The sequence below is a fragment of the Blautia sp. 1033sp1_1033st1_G9_1033SCRN_220408 genome (assembly GCF_040929965.1).
Lineage (GTDB): Bacteria > Bacillota > Clostridia > Lachnospirales > Lachnospiraceae > Blautia_A > Blautia_A ammoniilytica.
On record NZ_JBFKZO010000001.1, the window covers coordinates 100,943 to 118,902 of the forward strand.

At 43.2% G+C, this 17,960-nt stretch carries 20 protein-coding genes and 1 riboswitch; of the genes, 19 read left to right on the forward strand and 1 reads right to left on the reverse strand.

Annotation, left to right across the window (positions count from 1 at the left end):
- Positions 1-22 precede the first annotated feature (22 nt).
- The 9 genes from AB5916_RS00510 to AB5916_RS00550 all read left to right on the forward strand — a co-directional run bounded on the left by AB5916_RS00510 (position 23) and on the right by AB5916_RS00550 (position 9,462).
- Complete coding sequence (locus AB5916_RS00510) at positions 23-649, forward strand: ECF transporter S component (RefSeq protein ID WP_173728115.1); 627 nt, start codon at positions 23-25, stop codon at positions 647-649.
- Positions 650-909: 260 nt separating this feature from the next.
- Positions 910-2,112 carry a class I SAM-dependent rRNA methyltransferase gene (locus tag AB5916_RS00515; RefSeq protein ID WP_368188871.1) on the forward strand — a complete coding sequence of 401 codons (1,203 nt, stop codon included), beginning with the start codon at positions 910-912 and terminating at the stop codon, positions 2,110-2,112.
- Between the two features lie 57 nt (positions 2,113-2,169).
- On the forward strand, positions 2,170-2,580 hold the full coding sequence (locus tag AB5916_RS00520) for a hypothetical protein (protein WP_158420027.1): 411 nt from the start codon (positions 2,170-2,172) through the stop codon (positions 2,578-2,580).
- A gap of 1 nt (position 2,581) precedes the next feature.
- Positions 2,582-3,427, forward strand: a complete 846-nt coding sequence (locus AB5916_RS00525; RefSeq protein WP_368188872.1) for a DUF5685 family protein — start codon at positions 2,582-2,584, stop codon at positions 3,425-3,427.
- Positions 3,420-4,052, forward strand: a complete 633-nt coding sequence (locus AB5916_RS00530) for a DnaJ domain-containing protein (protein WP_368188873.1) — start codon at positions 3,420-3,422, stop codon at positions 4,050-4,052. The genes AB5916_RS00525 and AB5916_RS00530 overlap by 8 nt, the downstream gene beginning before the upstream one ends.
- Before the next feature lie 54 nt (positions 4,053-4,106).
- Positions 4,107-5,093 carry a diaminopimelate dehydrogenase gene (locus tag AB5916_RS00535; RefSeq protein ID WP_368188874.1) on the forward strand — a complete coding sequence of 329 codons (987 nt, stop codon included), beginning with the start codon at positions 4,107-4,109 and terminating at the stop codon, positions 5,091-5,093.
- 270 nt (positions 5,094-5,363) lie between these two features.
- Complete coding sequence (locus AB5916_RS00540; RefSeq protein WP_368188875.1) at positions 5,364-6,896, forward strand: N-acetylmuramoyl-L-alanine amidase family protein; 1,533 nt, start codon at positions 5,364-5,366, stop codon at positions 6,894-6,896.
- A gap of 260 nt (positions 6,897-7,156) precedes the next feature.
- Positions 7,157-8,488 (forward strand): NlpC/P60 family protein, encoded by a 1,332-nt coding sequence (locus AB5916_RS00545; RefSeq protein WP_368188876.1) that lies wholly within the window; start codon positions 7,157-7,159, stop codon positions 8,486-8,488.
- Between the two features lie 233 nt (positions 8,489-8,721).
- Positions 8,722-8,913, forward strand: a riboswitch (cobalamin riboswitch).
- 240 nt (positions 8,914-9,153) lie between these two features.
- A complete protein-coding gene (locus AB5916_RS00550) occupies positions 9,154-9,462 on the forward strand; it encodes a cysteine-rich small domain-containing protein (protein WP_173728348.1) in 309 nt (102 codons plus the stop codon).
- A gap of 213 nt (positions 9,463-9,675) precedes the next feature.
- Here the strand turns inward: AB5916_RS00550 and AB5916_RS00555 are convergent, their stop codons facing one another.
- Positions 9,676-10,389: a phosphatase gene (locus tag AB5916_RS00555; RefSeq protein WP_368188877.1), complete on the reverse strand. Its 714-nt coding sequence runs from the start codon at positions 10,387-10,389 to the stop codon at positions 9,676-9,678.
- Between the two features lie 240 nt (positions 10,390-10,629).
- Here AB5916_RS00555 and AB5916_RS00560 point away from each other — a divergent pair, with 240 nt between their 5' ends.
- The 10 genes from AB5916_RS00560 to AB5916_RS00605 all read left to right on the forward strand — a co-directional run bounded on the left by AB5916_RS00560 (position 10,630) and on the right by AB5916_RS00605 (position 17,948).
- Positions 10,630-11,436, forward strand: a complete 807-nt coding sequence (locus AB5916_RS00560; protein WP_173728344.1) for a class II aldolase/adducin family protein — start codon at positions 10,630-10,632, stop codon at positions 11,434-11,436.
- Positions 11,437-11,458: 22 nt separating this feature from the next.
- Positions 11,459-12,847, forward strand: coding sequence for an aldehyde dehydrogenase family protein (locus tag AB5916_RS00565; protein WP_368188878.1), 1,389 nt, complete (start codon positions 11,459-11,461; stop codon positions 12,845-12,847).
- Between the two features lie 17 nt (positions 12,848-12,864).
- Positions 12,865-14,088 (forward strand): zinc-binding dehydrogenase, encoded by a 1,224-nt coding sequence (locus tag AB5916_RS00570; RefSeq protein ID WP_368188879.1) that lies wholly within the window; start codon positions 12,865-12,867, stop codon positions 14,086-14,088.
- A gap of 24 nt (positions 14,089-14,112) precedes the next feature.
- A complete protein-coding gene (locus AB5916_RS00575) occupies positions 14,113-14,427 on the forward strand; it encodes a BMC domain-containing protein (RefSeq protein WP_158420038.1) in 315 nt (104 codons plus the stop codon).
- A gap of 95 nt (positions 14,428-14,522) precedes the next feature.
- Positions 14,523-14,798, forward strand: coding sequence for a BMC domain-containing protein (locus AB5916_RS00580; RefSeq protein WP_158420039.1), 276 nt, complete (start codon positions 14,523-14,525; stop codon positions 14,796-14,798).
- 29 nt (positions 14,799-14,827) lie between these two features.
- Positions 14,828-15,136, forward strand: a complete 309-nt coding sequence (locus AB5916_RS00585; RefSeq protein WP_158420040.1) for a BMC domain-containing protein — start codon at positions 14,828-14,830, stop codon at positions 15,134-15,136.
- Positions 15,137-15,270: 134 nt separating this feature from the next.
- A complete protein-coding gene (locus AB5916_RS00590; protein WP_158420208.1) occupies positions 15,271-15,549 on the forward strand; it encodes a BMC domain-containing protein in 279 nt (92 codons plus the stop codon).
- A gap of 42 nt (positions 15,550-15,591) precedes the next feature.
- The gene (pduL, locus tag AB5916_RS00595; protein WP_158420041.1) at positions 15,592-16,236 is read left to right on the forward strand and encodes a phosphate propanoyltransferase; all 645 of its coding nucleotides are present in this window, start codon (positions 15,592-15,594) and stop codon (positions 16,234-16,236) included.
- A 112-nt stretch (positions 16,237-16,348) separates the two neighbouring features.
- Entirely contained in the window at positions 16,349-16,615 is a 267-nt protein-coding gene (locus AB5916_RS00600) for a EutN/CcmL family microcompartment protein (protein WP_158420042.1), read from the forward strand.
- A 4-nt stretch (positions 16,616-16,619) separates the two neighbouring features.
- The gene (locus AB5916_RS00605; protein WP_158420043.1) at positions 16,620-17,948 is read left to right on the forward strand and encodes a 4Fe-4S dicluster domain-containing protein; all 1,329 of its coding nucleotides are present in this window, start codon (positions 16,620-16,622) and stop codon (positions 17,946-17,948) included.
- Positions 17,949-17,960 lie beyond the last annotated feature (12 nt).

The following is a 17,960-nucleotide window of genomic DNA, read 5'->3' on the forward strand; positions in this document are numbered from 1 at the left end:
AAAAGGAAAGGCAGTGACTAACATGAATAACAAAGAGACATCAACAATCATGAAACTTGCAGAGACTGCGATTCTTGCAGCACTTTGCTACGTATCCTTCACATTTTTACAGATTAAGATCCCTGTTCCGGGTGGCGATGCTACATCTCTTCACATCGGAAATGCATTCTGTGTACTTGCAGCATTGCTTCTTGGAGGTGTTTACGGCGGTATGGCCGGTGCTGTGGGCATGACTATCGCAGATCTGATGGATCCGGTTTATATTACAGGAGCTCCGAAAACATTTGTTCTGAAACTATGTATTGGTTTGATCACCGGTCTGGTGGCACATAAGGTTGCAAAGATCAATGAGAGTACAGATAAGTCATACGTATTTAAATGGAGTCTGATTGCTTCCGTTGCTGGTCTGGCATTTAATGTTGTGGCAGATCCGATTGTAGGATTTTTCTACAAACAGTATATACTGGGACAGCCACAGGAGATGGCTGCCGTTCTTGCCAAGCTTAGTGCAGTGACTACCTTTGTGAATGCAGTTGTTTCTGTGATCCTGGTTGTGTTCATATACAATGCACTTCGTCCGGCACTGATCAAGATGAATCTGATCCAGATCCATCCGGTACAGAAGGATAAGACAGTTTCTGCAAACTAAGTATTTTAGTAACTATTCAGTAGGAAAGAATTTATGAGGGTACTGAGCAGTTATGCTTTGTTTACTGCCACATCTTACAGGTGTGGCAGTTTTTTCTTATTTATGCGAAATACTGGAAAAAAGAAAAAGAGTGTGATAGAATGTTTCAATAAATATGCGTTTGGTGTGAAAACACCACAAGCATGATTACAGTAATTATTTAGCAGAAAGTATTTTGCGAGAGTACTGAACAGTTACGAATTACACAAAGGAGAATATATATGGGTCTTGCTGTTGTCAGTTTGAAAAAAGGAGAGGGCAGGCTGTTAAAATCCGGTGGGATGTGGATTTTTGACAATGAAATTGCTACGATCATGGGAAGTTTTGTGAATGGCGATATTGTACTGATTCATGATTTTGACGGATATCCTTTAGGGAAGGGATTTATCAATACCAATTCCAGGATCACAGTCCGGCTGCTGTCAAGGGATGAACAGACGGTAATCGATGAAGTGTTTTTTGAAAAAAGAGTACGGGATGCCTGGGAATACCGTAAGAAAGTGGTAGATACCCGCAGTTGCAGAGTGATTTTTGGCGAGGCAGATTTCTTCCCGGGACTTGTAATTGATAAGTTTTCTGACGTGCTGGTGGTTCAGTCCCTGGCACTGGGAATTGACAGATATAAAGAAATGATCATAGAGCTTCTGAAAAAGGTTCTGAAAGAAGATGGTATCCAGATCCGTGGCGTATACGAGAGAAGTGATGCCAAGGTTCGTCGCCAGGAGGGGATGGAACTTGTAAAAAGCTTTATTGGACCGGAATTCCCAACTCTTGTGGAAATTGAAGAAAATCAGGTAAAATATCAGGTTGATGTAAAGGATGGTCAGAAAACAGGATTTTTCCTTGACCAGAAATATAACAGGCTTGCAATCCAGAAGCTTTGCAAGAATGCCAAAGTGCTGGATTGCTTTACTCATACAGGTTCTTTTGCATTAAATGCAGGGATCGCAGGTGCTTCCAGTGTATTAGGGGTGGATGCATCAGCTCTTGCCGTGGATCAGGCAGCTGCAAATGCCAGGTTGAACGGTCTGGAAGATCGGGTACAGTTTCTATGCAGGGATGTGTTTGAGTTACTGCCTGAATTGGAGGAAAAGGAAGAAAAGTTTGATGTGGTGATCCTAGATCCACCTGCGTTTACAAAGTCCAGAAGTTCCATAAAGAATGCAGTGAAGGGATACAGAGAGATCAACCTGCGTGCGTTGAAGCTGGTGAGGGAAGGCGGTTTTCTGGCCACCTGCTCCTGCTCCCATTTTATGGATTATGAGCTTTTTACACAGACGATCGGGCAGGCAGCACGAAGTGCTCATAAGCGGCTGCGTCAGGTAGAATACAGGACACAAGCCCCGGATCATCCAATTCTGTGGGCAGCAGATGAGTCCTATTATCTTAAGTTTTACATTTTTCAGGTATGCAGTGACAGATAGACCTTCACAGGCTGGGATCAGGGAAAGAGACAGACTGAATAAGGAAAGAAGGATTTCATGAAAGACAAATTTTACAGGTTCATGCAGGGACGTTACGGAGTTGACCAGTTTGCAAAGTTTACCATGGGTGTGGCACTGGTTTCTATTGTGCTGGCGATTTTTGTAAACACAGGAAGCAGCGCAGGTTCTCTTTTGGATATGTTAGGCCTTGTAGCCATTGTGTATACATATTTCAGGATTTTTTCCAGAAATATTTCCAAAAGAGCACAGGAGAATCAGAAGTACCTGTCAGCTACTGCCAAGCTGCGTCAGAGACTGAACAAAGAAAAGAATATGATGAAACAGAGAAAGGACTACCATATTTATACTTGTCCTTCCTGCGGACAGAAAGTCAGGATTCCAAGAGGAAAAGGAAAGATAGAGATCAGCTGTCCAAAGTGTCATAGCAAATTTGTGAAGAGGAGCTGATATGTTCGGATATATTGTGGTAAATAAGCCGGAATTAAAAATTAAAGATTTCGCTTTATACAAATCCTTTTATTGTGGGCTTTGCAGGGAACTGAAAAGAAAATATGGGGTTTTCGGACAGCTGTCCCTTACCTATGATATGACCTTTGTGGCACTTTTACTTAGCGGATTATATGAGCCTGAGACAAAGAAAGGAACCACCCATTGTATCCTGCATCCTGTTCACAAAGAGACAGTACGGAAGAACCGTTTTACAGAATACGCAGCAGATATGAACATCATCCTTACCTATTATAAGTGTGTGGATGACTGGAAAGACGATAGGGATCTTTTGAAGCTTGCATATGCAAAGGCCCTGAAGGGTAAGAACCGAAGGCTTTCTGTCGAATACGATAAAAAGGTGCACAGGATCATCCAGCTGCTGGAACAGCTATCGGATCTTGAGAAGAAAGATGAGAAGGATATTGATCAGGTATCCGGTATTTTTGGAAAGATCATGGCTGAGATCTTTGTGTATCAGGAAGATGTGTGGGCAGATACTCTTCGGAAGATGGGTTTCTATTTTGGAAAGTTTATTTATATTCTGGATGCGTATGATGATGTGGAAGCAGATCTGAAAAATGGAAATTATAATCCTTTTTCAAAGCGCTTTAAAATAAAAGGGTTTGAGGATGAGGTACAACAGCTTCTGATCATGATGCTTGCAGAAGCCTGTCGTGAATTTGAAAAACTACCTATTATAATATATGGAGATATTCTGAGGAATATTCTGTATTCCGGGGTATGGGTAAGGTTTGAGGCGATTACCAGAAAAAGGAGAGAAGAACAGGAGAAAGAACATGTTTGATCCATATAGTGTTCTGGGAGTATCACAGGATGCCTCAGACGAGGAAATCAAAAAGGCATACAGACGTTTAAGCCGGAAATACCATCCGGATGCGAATATTAATAACCCTGACAAAGACAAGGCTGAAGAGAAATTTAAGGAAGTTCAGCAGGCCTATGACCAGATCATGAAAGAACGGGAATATGGAAGCAGAGGGGCTGGTAGTTATGGAGGCTTTGGAGGTTTCGGTCAGCAATCCGGCGGGTACGAAGACGAGGAGAGCATCCGCAGGCGCGCTGCGGCTAATTTTATCCAGAGCGGACATTATCAGGAAGCTGTGAATGTACTGCGATCCCTTTCCCAGAGAAACGGAGAATGGTATTATCTTTCATCTATGGCCAATATGGGACTTGGTAATAATGTAAATGCCAGAAACGATATAGAGCAGGCGATTCGTCTGGATCCTGGCAATGCCCAGTATCAGATGCTGAAGAACCGGATGGATGGGGGCGGTACCTGGTATCGGCAGCAACAGGATCCATTTGGAGGTATGCCTATGGAGGGCGGCGACATGTGCTTGAAGATGTGTTTAGCCAGTACAGCTTGTAATCTGTGCTGTCCGGGAAGTGGTGTGATCTGCTGTTAAAGGCAGGATTTTCGGAACAGACGGTTATAATAGAGATAAAGAGGAGAAAAAATAATGAGTGTTAGAATTGGTATTTTAGGTTATGGAAATCTTGGCCGTGGAGTAGAATGTGCCATCAAACATAATCCGGACATGGAGCTTGTGGCAGTATTCACGCGCCGTAATCCGAAGGATGTGACTATTCTCACAGAAACAGCCAAAGTCTATTCTGTTAATGATGCAGAAAAAATGAAGGATCAGATCGATGTTTTGATCATCTGCGGAGGCAGTGCTACAGATCTTCCTATACAGACACCAAAATATGCACAGTGGTTTAATGTGATCGACAGCTTTGATACACATAAGAGGATCCCGGAGCATTTTGCGGCAGTGGATAAATCCGCATCAGAAAATGGACATGTGGGGATCATTTCTGTTGGCTGGGATCCGGGTATGTTTTCGCTGAACCGTATGTATGCCAACGCAATTCTTCCTGGAGGCTGCGATTATACATTCTGGGGCAAAGGAGTAAGCCAGGGGCACTCTGATGCTATCCGCAGGATCGAAGGTGTGAAGGATGCCAGACAGTATACCATCCCGGTAGAAGCTGCACTTGAATCAGTACGAAATGGTGAGAATCCTCAGCTTTCCACAAGGGAAAAACATACCAGAGAGTGCTTTGTGGTTGCCAAGGAAGGAGCAGATCTTGCACGTATTGAACGTGAGATCAAGACCATGCCAAATTATTTTGATGAATATGATACAACTGTTCATTTTATTTCAGAAGAAGAATTAAAGAAGAACCACAGTGGTATTCCTCACGGCGGTTTTGTGATCCGTACCGGAAAGACCGGATGGAATGATGAAAACAGCCATGTGATCGAATATAGCCTGAAGCTGGACTCAAATCCGGAATTTACTTCTTCCGTACTGGTTGCTTATGCACGGGCTGCGTATCGGATGAATCAGGAAGGACAGAAAGGATGTAAAACAGTTTTTGATGTGGCACCAGCCTATCTTTCTGCTATGAGCGGAGAAGAACTAAGGAAGCATCTTCTGTAAGGCTTTTTTGTGATATTCATTGCTTTGGAAAATGTTACAAAAATTATAATATAAAATTGTCACAATTGTTAAAAAAGAGCAAAGATTATTATCAATCTTGCTCTTTTTTTGCTAAGAAAAAGAAAATGATTATTGTGAAAAGTTTACATACTTGTACTTTTGTATTGACGATTAAAAAATACCGTTGTATAATCTATTACATAAAGCTGTAACATTTTTGTAAAAGATTAAAGGCGATATCATGTTTAAATAAGAAAAGGAAGATTATGTATGCGAAACGTATGTAAGAAATTTAAGATTTGGGGAGTGCTTTTGCTGCTGATTCTGGCTGCGGCAGGATTTTCTGCCCATAAGTCCCAAACAGAAGTTGAAGCTGCTGTTAAAACCGGATTTCGGACGTATAGCGGGAAGACATACTACATTGATTCAGATGGAAGCAAGCACAAGGGCTGGCTGAACCTGAATGGTAAGAAATATTATTTTAACCGTAAGACTGGTGTTCAGGTCAAGGGCTGGGCACAGGATCGCAAGGGACGTAAACGTTATTTTACAAAAAGAACTGGCGTTATGGTCACTGGCTGGGTGAAAGTATCCAAGGGAAAACGCAGATATTTTAATCCACGTACTGGCTACATGCAGACCAAATGGCTGACTTTGAATAATAATAAATATTACTTTTTCGCAAAGTCAGGGATCGCAGCTACAGGATTTTTAAGAGATTCTAAGAGAAATACCAGATATTTCTACAAGCCCAGCGGTGCTATGGCTGTTGGATGGGTCAGTGCGTCAACAGGTACTGTGAGATATTTCCAGTCTTCTGAGAAGTCCTCTTTGGATGGGATCATGGCAGTTGGCTTTACCCAGATCAATGGGGCTACATATTATTTTGCTTCCGGTACAGGTAAGATGGCTACCGGATGGAATGATATTAAGGTAGGAAAGAAGACTAATAAGTATTATTTTGATCCTTCGTCCGGTGTGATGTATACAGGAATACAGACAGTGGACGGGGTACAGCAGGAATTTGGTGCAGATGGTATTTATATAGGACAGGCTGTGAATGATCCTAATGCTACAGCTTCCACTGGCACAAAGACCATCAAGAATTATCTGGCAGGTGCTCTTCAGCCTGTAGGGCAGGCTTTGTATGTATGGGGCGGCGGCTGGAATGATTCTACCCGTAAGGGTGTAAGTCCTAAATGGAAACAGTGGTATAATAAGTGGTTATCCAATCCGTCCGGATATGATTATAACAATTACCGTGACCTGACAGCTGTCAACAGAGCAAAGGGTCTTGACTGTTCCGGCTTTGTGGGCTGGTCTGCTTATCAGGTTATGCAGTCCCAGTCTAATGTAGGATCAGGCTATACAGTTGTATCCGGTGAGATCGGTTCTTATTATAAGAGTATTGGATGGGGTACGATTGTGAATCAGTCTTATCTGTCAAAGACCGAATGGAAAATGAAGCCGGGTGACATCGGATATAATAGTGGCCATACATGGATCGTTCTTGGACAGTGCAGTGATAAGAGTTTAGTGATCATACATTCGACGCCTCAGGCAGGATGTCAGATTGCAGGTACTACCACTCCTACTGGTAATTCAAATAGTGAGGCAGTTGTTCTTGCCAACAAGTATATGGCTAAATATTCTGGATTTACTAAATTTAATTACCATCCATCTTGCGGCAATTACATCCGTAATGGTAATTACCTTAGATGGAAGAGCAGCGTACTCAGCGATCCGGATGGGTATGGGAATATGACTGCTGACCAGATTCTGTTGAATCTGTTTGGATATTAAGATTGAACCGGAATGCAGAAGGCATTCTTGGATACAGCCACGCAGGCGCAGGGAAGACCGGCCTGTGTGGTTTTTTTTATATCAGCTGGGAGTGCTTTTGATATTTATTGCACTTTAATTTCTATTTGTTACAAAAAAATTAAATTTATTAAAATTAGGGGTTGCAATGATGGTAACGATATGTTAATATGTATAAGAATTAAAAATAATGTTGCAGAAATATTACGTATTAAAACAATAAAGTTACGAGGGTGATAATCATGAAGAAAAGAATCGTATGTCTCACACTTGCACTAATGATGTGTGGTACACAGGTAGTAAGCGTAAGCGCTTCCAGAGAAGATGATCTGAGAGAAGAACAGGCTTGGACAAGCCAGCAGCTGGATGCTACATATGCTCGCATGAGTGCACTCTGGGATCAGAAGCAGCAGCTGGAGGGCGAGATTGCAACACTGGATGCCAATCTTGTAGATGTGATGGTCAATATACAGACTTTAGAGACAGATATTTCCAATAAAGAGACTGAGATCGTGAAAACAAAACAGGACCTTGGCAAAGCACAGAAAGCAAAAGAAAAACAGTACGATGCAATGAAAAAGCGTATTCAGTATCTATACGAAAAAGGCGGAAGTGATGCCTGGTTCCAGATGATGATGAATGCAGACAATCTTGCAGATCTTCTTACAAGAGCAGAGTATACACAGAAGATGTATGAGCAGGACAGAAAGAGCCTGGAAGTGTATTCTAATACTATTGAGCAGGTAAAGCAGCTGGAGGAAAAGTACACTGGTGAGAAGGCTGAATTAGAAGGCATGAAGCAGGAGTACGAAGCTGAGTCACAGAATCTTCAGGCACAGCTGGATGAGAAGAGAGCTACTTCCGCAGACTGTGAGAATGAGATCGCATATGCACAGCAGCAGGCTACTGAGTACGCAAATCTTCTTGCAGCACAGCAGGCTGAGATCGAGCAGCTGGAGGCAGAGCGTATCGCAGCAGAAGAAGAGGCAAGACGCCAGGCAGAAGCAGCAGCTGCTGCACAGGCATCTAATGATGGTGATTATGATTCTACCCAGTATGATGAAGAAGGAAATGCAGTAAGCAGTTCTGAATCATCAGGATCTGGAGAGACTCAGTATGATGAGTATGGTAATGTGATAGATTCTGAGAATACAGTAGATCCAAGTGAATATCAGAGTTCTTCTGAGTCAAGTTCTTCTTCCAGTTCCAGTTCTTCATCTTCTGGCTCTGGTTCAGGATCTTCTGTTGTAGATTATGCTACTCAGTTTGTAGGTAATCCATATGTATGGGGTGGCACCAGTCTTACTGGTGGTGCAGACTGCTCCGGCTTCGTACAGAGTGTGTATGCTAATTTTGGCGTCAGCCTTCCAAGAACTTCTTATGAGCAGCAGAATGCTGGAACAGAAGTTTCTTATGCAGATGCACAGCCAGGCGACCTGATCTGTTATGGCGGTCACGTGGCAATTTATATGGGCAATGGACAGATCGTACACGCTTCCAATGCGAAGGATGGCATTAAGATCAGTAATAATGCAGCTTACAGAACCATTACCTCTGTAAGACGTCTTGTATAATAGCAAATAGTAAGAGATTCAGAACATATCCCCTGAGTCTGGTATGTATTTATTTATGCATTCCGGAACTCAGGGATTTTTATCTCAGTCGAGAAGACTCCCACCTCTTTCAGGTGTGAGTAACAGATGCTCGACTTGAATGCGTAAATTCCGGAGGGGCGCTTTGGAAACTTGTATGCAAAAATAAACATTGACAAATATATAGTAAAAGGGTATTATGATACCAGTATAATTCCATATTGAACATATTAAGTGCTGATCATTTCTAGAAGATGACAGAAGAGGGAATCAGGTGAAAGTCCTGAGCGATCCGGTCACTGTAACAGGGAAGCCAATCTCAATATCCCATTGTGCTGATGCATGAGAAGGGGAGAGGAAGCGATGATCCTGAAGTCAGGAAACCTGCTTAGTATGGCGAGGTTAAACTTCCGTGTAAAGTGTAACAACCAACTTCGGGGAATCCGCAGCCCCTTAGTGTTGTCTGCTCTTTAATGGTAGCAGACATTTTTTATGGAATGCGCCTGTTCATGAGAATTATACCGATTAAATGGCAGGCGATACTACTTCGGATGTCCGTTCCCTCCGCGTATTTATGAACGGTTCATTTTCTACCCCGAAGTAGCATCGCTCCCTCTTTTTTACAAGAAAAACAGGAGGCGGATGGAATGGCCGGTGAATATTGGGAAGGCAAAGAATATTCCTTTTTCAGTCATAAAGAATGTGAGTTTTTTCCGTGCCACAAAGGTGCAGACCCACAGGATTTTAATTGCCTGTTTTGTTATTGTCCATTATATGCCCTGGGAGATAAGTGCGGAGGGAATTTTAAATATACGGAAAAAGGCCTGAAAGATTGTACAGGGTGTTTACTGCCTCATAAGCGCAGAAATTATGGTTACGTAACCGGTAAGTATCAGGAACTTGCAAAACTGATGGATGAGATCAGAAGCGTGAAAGCTAATGATAAAAAGGAATAATAAAGGCAAGAGTAATAAAAACAAGAATAATAGTGACAAGAATAACAAAGATAAGAGTAATAAAGATATAAATAAGAAAAGCTGTTGTACGGAAAATCTCTGAAAGGAGAATCCATACAGCAGCTTTTTTTATAGGAAATTACTCCGTAATGTTCCAATAAAGTAAAAAAATGTAATGGAAATACCCATCTAATACTCCTGTTATATAAAAACCTATCTTTTCATAAGGAAGGAAAGCAGTCTGGGAATCTGGCTATTAAGGATCAGATCCGGTGGAAAATTACAGTCTTTTGCAAAAGCTTCCCCATAAGTAAAATCACCGATGTGAGAGATCCCATGACTGTCACTGGAAAGGAGCACAGGAACCTGATATTGGAGACACAGTTCTAAAATCCTGCGGCAATTAGGCCTGGTATCGCCGCGGTATCCATAAGGCGCAAGAGATGCCTCGTTGATCTCCATAAGAACCTGGCTATGTGCGGCAGACCGGATCACGGCTTCATAATCAAGATCATATTGAGTATTATCAATATGGCCGAGAACCTTTACACAGGGATGCTGCATCACATTTAACAGTGCAAGTGTATTGCTCTGTCTGTCTGCGGGACGAAGGTTCTGGACATGCATACTGGCAATCGCATAATCAAGGCCTGAAAGGACATCTGCTGGAAGGTCGATCCGGCCTTGTTCATCCAGGATATTAACCTCTGCACCTAAAAGCAGCTGAATGCCAAAACGCTTCCTGGGGGCTGCGGACAGGCTGCGAAAATAAGAAACAGTACCTGCGCCTATAGTAGATGGACCATGGTCGGTGATCCCTAAAAGAGAAAGTCCTTTGCATGAAGCTGCTTTTGCCATTTGGGTAATGGTACAGGAGGTGCCATGGCCACTGGCAATAGAATGAGTGTGTATATCTGATAAAAACATAATTAAACAACTCCTTTGCTACCAGTATGACACAGCGTGAAAAGCTTTGTCAATGAAAAAAACAGGTGATTTCCTGAAAAAACAATAAAAACAACATAATAAAACCTTTAAAAACAACATAAAACAACAGATATACCTTGACTTATTGTGTGGAATGAGGTAGAATCACAATAGAAACAAAATGTTACTGCGAAAAAGGGAGCAGGAAACGCTATATATGCTTAAGGAGGATAAAAAAGCATGGTAAACGAATATGAGATCAAAAAACAGATTTGTGAAATCGGAAAACGTATCTACAACCGTAACATGGTAGCAGCAAACGATGGTAACATTTCCGTAAAACTGAATGACAATGAATTTCTCTGCACACCTACTGGTGTATCCAAAGGATTTATGACTCCGGAGTATATCTGTAAGGTAGATGCTAAGGGAGATGTGATCCAGGCAAATCCGGGATTCCGTCCTTCTTCTGAGATCAAGATGCACATGAGAGTATATCAGAAAAGACCGGATGTAGGATCTGTTGTACATGCACATCCTGTATATGCAACATCTTTTGCAATTGCAGGTATTCCTCTTACACAGCCGATTATGCCAGAGGCAGTTATCGCATTAGGATGTGTTCCGATTGCTGAGTATGGTACTCCATCTACCAATGAGATTCCGGATAGACTTGAGAAATATCTTCCATATTATGATGCAGTTCTTCTTGAGAGCCATGGCGCACTTACCTGGTCAACAGACCTTCTTGCTGCATACATGAAGATGGAATCTGTTGAGTTTTATGCACAGCTTCTGTACCAGTCCAAGATGCTGGGCGGACCAAAGGAATTTGATAAAGAAACTGTTCAGAAGCTTTATGAGATCAGAAGAAAAATGGGCCTTCCGGGCAAACATCCTGCAAATCTGTGCCTGAACAAAGATGGCGTAAACTGCCATAACTGCGGTGGTGGATGTGGTTCTTCTGAAGCGAAGAAAGACGTAGCAGGAGATGCAGATCTGGTAGCACAGATCACTAAACAGGTAATGAAACAGCTGGGAATGTAAGAAAAGTTAGGAGGACAATCTCATGCCAATCAGCGAAAGCATGGTACAGGATATTGTACAGGAAGTAATGGCAAAAATGCAGATTGCAGATGCTCCGTCCGGAAAACATGGCGTTTTTAAAGATATGAACGAAGCGATCGAAGCTGCAAAAAAAGCACAGAAGATCGTTCGTGCAATGTCAATGGACCAGAGAGAGAAGATTATTACCTGCATCCGCAGGAAAACAAAGGAAAATGCAGAAATTCTTGCACGAATGGGTGTGGATGAAACCGGAATGGGAAATGTAGGAGATAAGATCCTGAAACATCATCTGGTTGCAGATAAAACACCGGGTACAGAGGATATCAGCACAACTGCATGGTCCGGGGACAGAGGACTGACACTTATTGAGATGGGACCTTTTGGTGTGATCGGTGCGATTACTCCTTGTACCAACCCAAGTGAAACAATTCTCTGCAATACAATAGGCATGCTGGCAGGTGGAAATACAGTTGTATTTAACCCTCATCCGGCAGCAATCAAAACATCGATTTATGCAATCAATCTTTTAAATGAGGCCTCTCTGGAAGCAGGCGGGCCTGATAATATAGCTGCAACCGTAGAAAAACCAACACTGGATACAAGTGAGATCATGATGAAGCACAAGGACATTCCGTTGATCGCAGCCACTGGAGGTCCTGGTGTTGTAACAGCAGTTCTTTCTTCCGGTAAAAGAGGGATCGGTGCAGGTGCCGGCAATCCTCCAGCACTGGTGGATGAGACCGCAGATGTGCGCAAGGCTGCACAGGATATTGTGAATGGCTGTACATTTGATAACAATCTTCCCTGCATTGCAGAGAAGGAGATCGTTGCAGTTTCTTCTATCGTAGATGAACTGATGCATTACCTTGTGACAGAGAATGACTGTTATCTTGCTTCTAAAGAAGAACAGGATAAACTTACAGAGGTTGTACTTGCAGGCGGCAAGCTGAATCGTAAATGTGTGGGACGTGATGCCAGAACATTACTTTCCATGATTGGTGTAAATGTACCTGCAAACATCCGGTGTATCGTATTTGAAGGACCAAAGGAGCATCCGCTGATCACCACAGAGCTTATGATGCCGATTCTTGGTGTAGTAAGAGCAAAAGATTTTGATGATGCAGTAGAACAGGCTGTATGGCTTGAACATGGCAATCGTCACTCTGCTCACATTCATTCTAAAAATATTGATAACATTACCAAGTATGCGAAAGCAATCGATACAGCAATTCTTGTAAAGAATGCACCGTCTTATGCTGCTCTTGGCTTTGGCGGAGAAGGCTATTGTACCTTTACCATTGCCAGCCGTACAGGCGAGGGTCTTACAAGCGCAAGCACCTTTACAAAGAGAAGACGTTGTGTAATGGCAGACAGCCTTTGCATTCGCTGACAGGAGGATGGTAGATAATGGATATGAATAATGTAAATATTGAAGAAATAGTAAAACAGGTACTTGCAGGAATGTCAGGAAATGCCCCTGCTCCTTCCAAAGCAGCACCTGCACCTTCAACAGGCAGCATTCCGAAAACAGCAAGGGTTGCTATGTTGACAGCACTTGAGCATTACGATATTAAGGAGTTCCCGATTCCTCCTGTTGGAGATGATGACATCCTTGTAAAGGTAGAAGGATGTGGTATTTGTGGTACAGATGCTCATGAGTTTAAAAGAGATCCGTTCAGCCTGATCCCGGTTGCACTGGGACATGAAGGAACTGGTGAGATCGTTGCCATGGGTAAGAATGTAAAGACAGATACAGCCGGAAAACCTGTTAAGATCGGTGATAAGGTTGTTACCTGTATGATTTTTAAAGATGATCCTGACATTACAATGTATGATCTGAATAAGAAGAATGTAGGAGGCGCAGATGTTTATGGACTGCTTCCTGACGATGATATTCATCTGAATGGATGGTTTTCTGATTATATCTATATCAGAGGCGGCAGCTTCGGATCTACGTTCTTTAATGTAAGCGATCTGGATTTGGATTCCCGTATTCTGATCGAGCCAAGTGCAGTTTTGGTGCACGCAGTAGAAAGAGCGAAGACAACAGGCATCCTTCGGTTTAACAGCAGAGTTGTTGTACAGGGATGCGGCCCTATCGGTCTGATCTGTATCGCAGTACTTCGCACCATGGGTATTGAAAATATCTGTGCAGTAGATGGAGAACAGAAACGTCTTGATTTTGCCAAGAGAATGGGCGCAAGCATGACTGTAAACTTTAAAGACCACAAGGGTATTGAGGCACTTGCAGGTGCAGTAAAAGATGCATTCGGTGGACATCTTGCTGATTTTGCTTTCCAGTGTACAGGATCCCCGGTAGCACATTCCAATATTTATAAGTTTATCCGCAACGGCGGTGGCTTATGCGAGCTGGGATTCTTCATTAATGGAGGAGATGCTACCATTAATCCTCATTTTGATATTTGCTCCAAAGAGATCACAACAGTTGGCTCCTGGGTATATACACTGAGAGATTATGCAACTACATTTGATTTCCTGAAGAGGGCAAAAGGCATCGGTCTTCCAATGTCAGATCTGATCACAGACAGATTTCCACTGGAAGAGATCAACGAAGCGCATAAGACCAATCTTGCAATGACAGGACTGAAGATTGCGATCATTAATAAATAACCGGCGGGATAAAGGAGAGAAGAGATGGCAGAAGCTGTAGGAATTTTAGAGGTGTTCGGATTGACAACGGCTTTCGTGGCAGCCGATGCCGGTTGTAAGGCAGCAAATGTCCATCTGGAGGTTTTTGATAAGAACAAACCTGCCAATGCGGACAGCCTGCCAGTACCACTTCTTGTCTGCATTAAATATCGGGGCAGCGTATCGGATGTGACAGCAGCTGTAGAAGCAGGTATGAAAGTTGCAAAGAGCATGACCGGTGTGGTTCAGCATTATGTGATTCCAAATCCGGATACCGGTACAGAAAAAATGTTAAAGATTAGTGCCCTGGATAGGCAATAGACATTGCAGAAATAAAAAAGATACTATACAATACAAGACAGAAGCAACAGACGATAATAATACAGTTTACTTAGATAATTCAGGAGGATTAAAAAATGGCACAGGAAGCTTTAGGAATGGTTGAGACCAGAGGACTTACAGCAGCAATCGAAGCAGCAGATGCAATGACCAAAGCAGCAGAGGTATCTCTGATCGGAACAGAGAAGATTGGATCCGGACTGGTAACAGTTATGGTTCGTGGAGATGTAGGAGCTGTTAAGGCTGCAGTAGAGAGCGGAAGCGCAGCAGCATCCCGTCTTGGAGAACTGGTTGCTACACATGTGATTCCAAGACCGCACAATGATGTAGAAAAGATCCTTCCTACCATCTGAAAAGAATCAGGTAATTAAGGAGTTCGCTCATGAATAAATCATATGGCTTTATCGAAATCACAGGTGTTGTGGCGGCTATGGATGCCCTGGACATTATGTGTAAAACCGCAGATGTTCAGCTGGCGTCATGGGAACGCAAGCTGGGCGGACGACTGGTGACGATCATCGTAGAAGGCGATGTGGCGGCTGTAACAGAGGCGGTAGAGACTGCTGTAGCAAAGGCTATCAAGAAACCGGTCAGTTATGCAGTGATCGCCCGACCCCATGAAGAGATTGTCAAGATAGTGGAATTAAGCGCGAGCCGATGGAAAAAATCTGAAGTACAGGGGGATGAATAATGGCTGACGAGAAAAATACAGCGGAAAATGAAGCCCCGAAAAAGGCTGCCGCTCCCAGGAGAAGAACGGCGAAAACAACAATCAAAAAAGAACCTGTAGAAAGATCACAGACAGATCATAAGGAGGAAAAAAGAATGACACAGGAAGCATTAGGAATGGTTGAAACCAGAGGACTTACAGCATCAATTGAGGCAGCTGACCAGATGTGCAAAGCAGCAAATGTTGCACTTGTTGGAACAGAGAAGATCGGATCCGGACTTGTAACAGTTATGGTTCGTGGCGATGTAGGAGCTGTTAAATCTGCTGTTGAGGCAGGAAGCGCAGCAGCATCCAGACTTGGTGAACTGGTTGCTACACACGTGATCCCAAGACCACATAACGATGTAGAAAAGATCCTTCCGGTTTTAAAATAATCCACAGGATAGAATACAATCGGAAAGAAAGCGGGTGCAATCTTGGAAACCAATAACATTGAGCTGATCACGAAAATGGTGATCAATGCAATCAATAAAAAAGAAGAAAAAGGCAATGGTTTTATGGTGCCTATCGGAGTTTCTGCAAGACACATCCACCTGACACAGGAACATGTAGAGGCACTGTTTGGTTCAGGATATCAGCTTACAAAGAAAAAAGAGCTGATGGGCGGACAGTTTGCTTCTAATGAAACAGTGACAATTGTTGGATTGAAGCTTCGTGCGATTGAGAATGTACGTATTCTTGGACCTGTGCGTAAAGCATCTCAGGTAGAGGTTTCTGCCACAGATGCTATTAAGCTTGGCATGAAGGTGCCTGTAAGAGAGTCCGGTGATGTGAAGGGCAGTGCCCCTATTGCTATTGTTGGACCTAAAGGTGCCATCTATCTGAAAGAGGGATGTATTGTGGCAATGCGTCATATACATATGTCTCCAAAGGATGCTCAGGCAGCAGGAGTCAGGGACGGTGACATTGTTTCTGTGAAGGCAGACAATGAACGTGGAACGATTTTCAATCATGTTAAGATCCGTGTGGATGACAGCTTTACATTAGAGATGCACATCGATACAGATGAGGCGAATGCGGCACAGATCGCTACTGGTAATACCGTAACGATTATCAAGTAAGATCTGGTAAAGAACGCAATAATAGTTTTTCTCCTGCAGGGACTGTTCCACAGGGATCCAACAGGATATCTGGACAGTTCCTGCAGGTGGATTTAGAACACTGGAGGTTCATATGATTATAGGCAAAGTAGTTGGCAGCGTGGTTTCTACACGGAAAAGTGAAAAACTGGTAGGCAATAAATTTATGATCGTTGAGCCTGTCCATCATATGAAAGGTGACCTCAGTCAGATCGTTGCCATTGATATTATCGGTGCAGGGATCGGAGAATATGTATTGGTGGCACAGGGAAGCGCAGCAAGAATCGGCTGCGGCGTAGAAACAGCACCGGTGGATGCAGCTATTGTAGGTATTGTAGACGATGGTGCAGGATTGGAGTAACGCCATGGAAATTAAAGAGTTACAGAAAATTATTCAAGAGAATGGTGTAGTTGGTGCCGGCGGTGCCGGATTTCCTACATACATGAAACTGACCGATAAAGCGGATACGATTCTCATGAACTGTGCAGAGTGCGAGCCATTACTGAAATTACACAGACAGTTATTAGAGAAGCACGCATATGAGATCATGAAGACCTTCCATATGGTTGCAGAGACTGTGGGAGCGTCAGAAGCGATTATCGGGATCAAAAGGTCCTATACACAGACGGTAAATGCTTTGAAGCAGCATATTGAAGAATTTCCGGGAATGAGGATTCATCTTCTGGACGAAGTTTATCCTATGGGAGACGAGGTAGTGCTGATTTATGAAGCTACCGGCAGAGTCGTAAGACCTGGCGGACTTCCTATTGAGCAGGGTGTGGCCGTTTTTAATGTAGAGACTTTGTATAACGTATACAGGGCTGTAGAGTCAGGAAAACCTGTAACAGACAAATATGTATCTGTTGTTGCAGAGGTAAATAAACCAGTAACTGTAAGAGTTCCTCTTGGCTGTACACTGGAAGAGGTAGTGGAGCAGGCAGGCGGTATTACAGTAAAAGATCCGGTATATTTTGTTGGCGGACCGATGATGGGACGTATTGGGCAGCCTTCTGATCCGGTGACAAAGACGACAAATGCGATCCTGATCCTGCCTAAGGATCATCTGATCGTGCAGAAGAAGCAGAGGACTTCTTCTATAGATTTGAAAAGAGCAGCATCAATTTGCTGCCAGTGTAATACCTGTACGGATCTGTGCCCGAGAAATAATCTGGGACATCCGATTGATCCGGCACGCTTTATGAGAGCAGCATCCAATCATGATTTTCAGGATCTGAATCCATACATAAATGCAAGTTTCTGCAGTTCCTGCGGTGTTTGTGAAATGTATGCATGTCCACAGAGTCTGGCACCAAGGACTTTGCTGGCAGACATGAAAGGCGGGTTACGTAATGCCGGGATCAGACCTCCGCAGGGGGTTCAGCCGGTGCCGGTAAAAGAATCCAGAGAGTATCGTAAGGTGCCTGAAGAAAGATTGATGGCAAGGCTTGGACTTACCAGATATGATAAGAATGCACCACTGGATGAAACTCTCGTACCTGTACCAAAAGTTCGGATCCTTTTAAGCCAGCATATCGGAGCCCCTGCCCAGGCAATTGTAAAGGCAGGAGATCAGGTTGAGAGGGGTCAGATGATCGGAGCACCTGCAAATGGTTTAAGTGTAGGGATCCATGCATCAATCACAGGTAAGGTAACAGAAGTAACAGATCGTTATATTGTAATTGCAAAGATGTAGAAAGGACGGACA

Excerpts from the sequence above, each read along its gene's own strand:
- AB5916_RS00580 (WP_158420039.1), top strand. The coding sequence starts at position 14,523 with ATGGCACAGGAAGCTTTAGGAATGGTTGAGACCAGAGGACTTACAGCA.
- AB5916_RS00525 (WP_368188872.1), top strand. The coding sequence starts at position 2,582 with ATGTTCGGATATATTGTGGTAAATAAGCCGGAATTAAAAATTAAAGAT.
- AB5916_RS00560 (WP_173728344.1), top strand. The coding sequence starts at position 10,630 with ATGGTAAACGAATATGAGATCAAAAAACAGATTTGTGAAATCGGAAAA.
- AB5916_RS00555 (WP_368188877.1), bottom strand. The coding sequence starts at position 10,389 with ATGTTTTTATCAGATATACACACTCATTCTATTGCCAGTGGCCATGGC.
- AB5916_RS00510 (WP_173728115.1), top strand. The coding sequence starts at position 23 with ATGAATAACAAAGAGACATCAACAATCATGAAACTTGCAGAGACTGCG.
- AB5916_RS00605 (WP_158420043.1), top strand. The coding sequence starts at position 16,620 with ATGGAAATTAAAGAGTTACAGAAAATTATTCAAGAGAATGGTGTAGTT.
- AB5916_RS00530 (WP_368188873.1), top strand. The coding sequence starts at position 3,420 with ATGTTTGATCCATATAGTGTTCTGGGAGTATCACAGGATGCCTCAGAC.
- AB5916_RS00520 (WP_158420027.1), top strand. The coding sequence starts at position 2,170 with ATGAAAGACAAATTTTACAGGTTCATGCAGGGACGTTACGGAGTTGAC.
- AB5916_RS00570 (WP_368188879.1), top strand. The coding sequence starts at position 12,865 with ATGGATATGAATAATGTAAATATTGAAGAAATAGTAAAACAGGTACTT.
- AB5916_RS00590 (WP_158420208.1), top strand. The coding sequence starts at position 15,271 with ATGACACAGGAAGCATTAGGAATGGTTGAAACCAGAGGACTTACAGCA.
- AB5916_RS00545 (WP_368188876.1), top strand. The coding sequence starts at position 7,157 with ATGAAGAAAAGAATCGTATGTCTCACACTTGCACTAATGATGTGTGGT.
- AB5916_RS00515 (WP_368188871.1), top strand. The coding sequence starts at position 910 with ATGGGTCTTGCTGTTGTCAGTTTGAAAAAAGGAGAGGGCAGGCTGTTA.
- AB5916_RS00600 (WP_158420042.1), top strand. The coding sequence starts at position 16,349 with ATGATTATAGGCAAAGTAGTTGGCAGCGTGGTTTCTACACGGAAAAGT.
- AB5916_RS00585 (WP_158420040.1), top strand. The coding sequence starts at position 14,828 with ATGAATAAATCATATGGCTTTATCGAAATCACAGGTGTTGTGGCGGCT.
- AB5916_RS00565 (WP_368188878.1), top strand. The coding sequence starts at position 11,459 with ATGCCAATCAGCGAAAGCATGGTACAGGATATTGTACAGGAAGTAATG.
- AB5916_RS00535 (WP_368188874.1), top strand. The coding sequence starts at position 4,107 with ATGAGTGTTAGAATTGGTATTTTAGGTTATGGAAATCTTGGCCGTGGA.
- AB5916_RS00575 (WP_158420038.1), top strand. The coding sequence starts at position 14,113 with ATGGCAGAAGCTGTAGGAATTTTAGAGGTGTTCGGATTGACAACGGCT.
- AB5916_RS00550 (WP_173728348.1), top strand. The coding sequence starts at position 9,154 with ATGGCCGGTGAATATTGGGAAGGCAAAGAATATTCCTTTTTCAGTCAT.
- AB5916_RS00540 (WP_368188875.1), top strand. The coding sequence starts at position 5,364 with ATGCGAAACGTATGTAAGAAATTTAAGATTTGGGGAGTGCTTTTGCTG.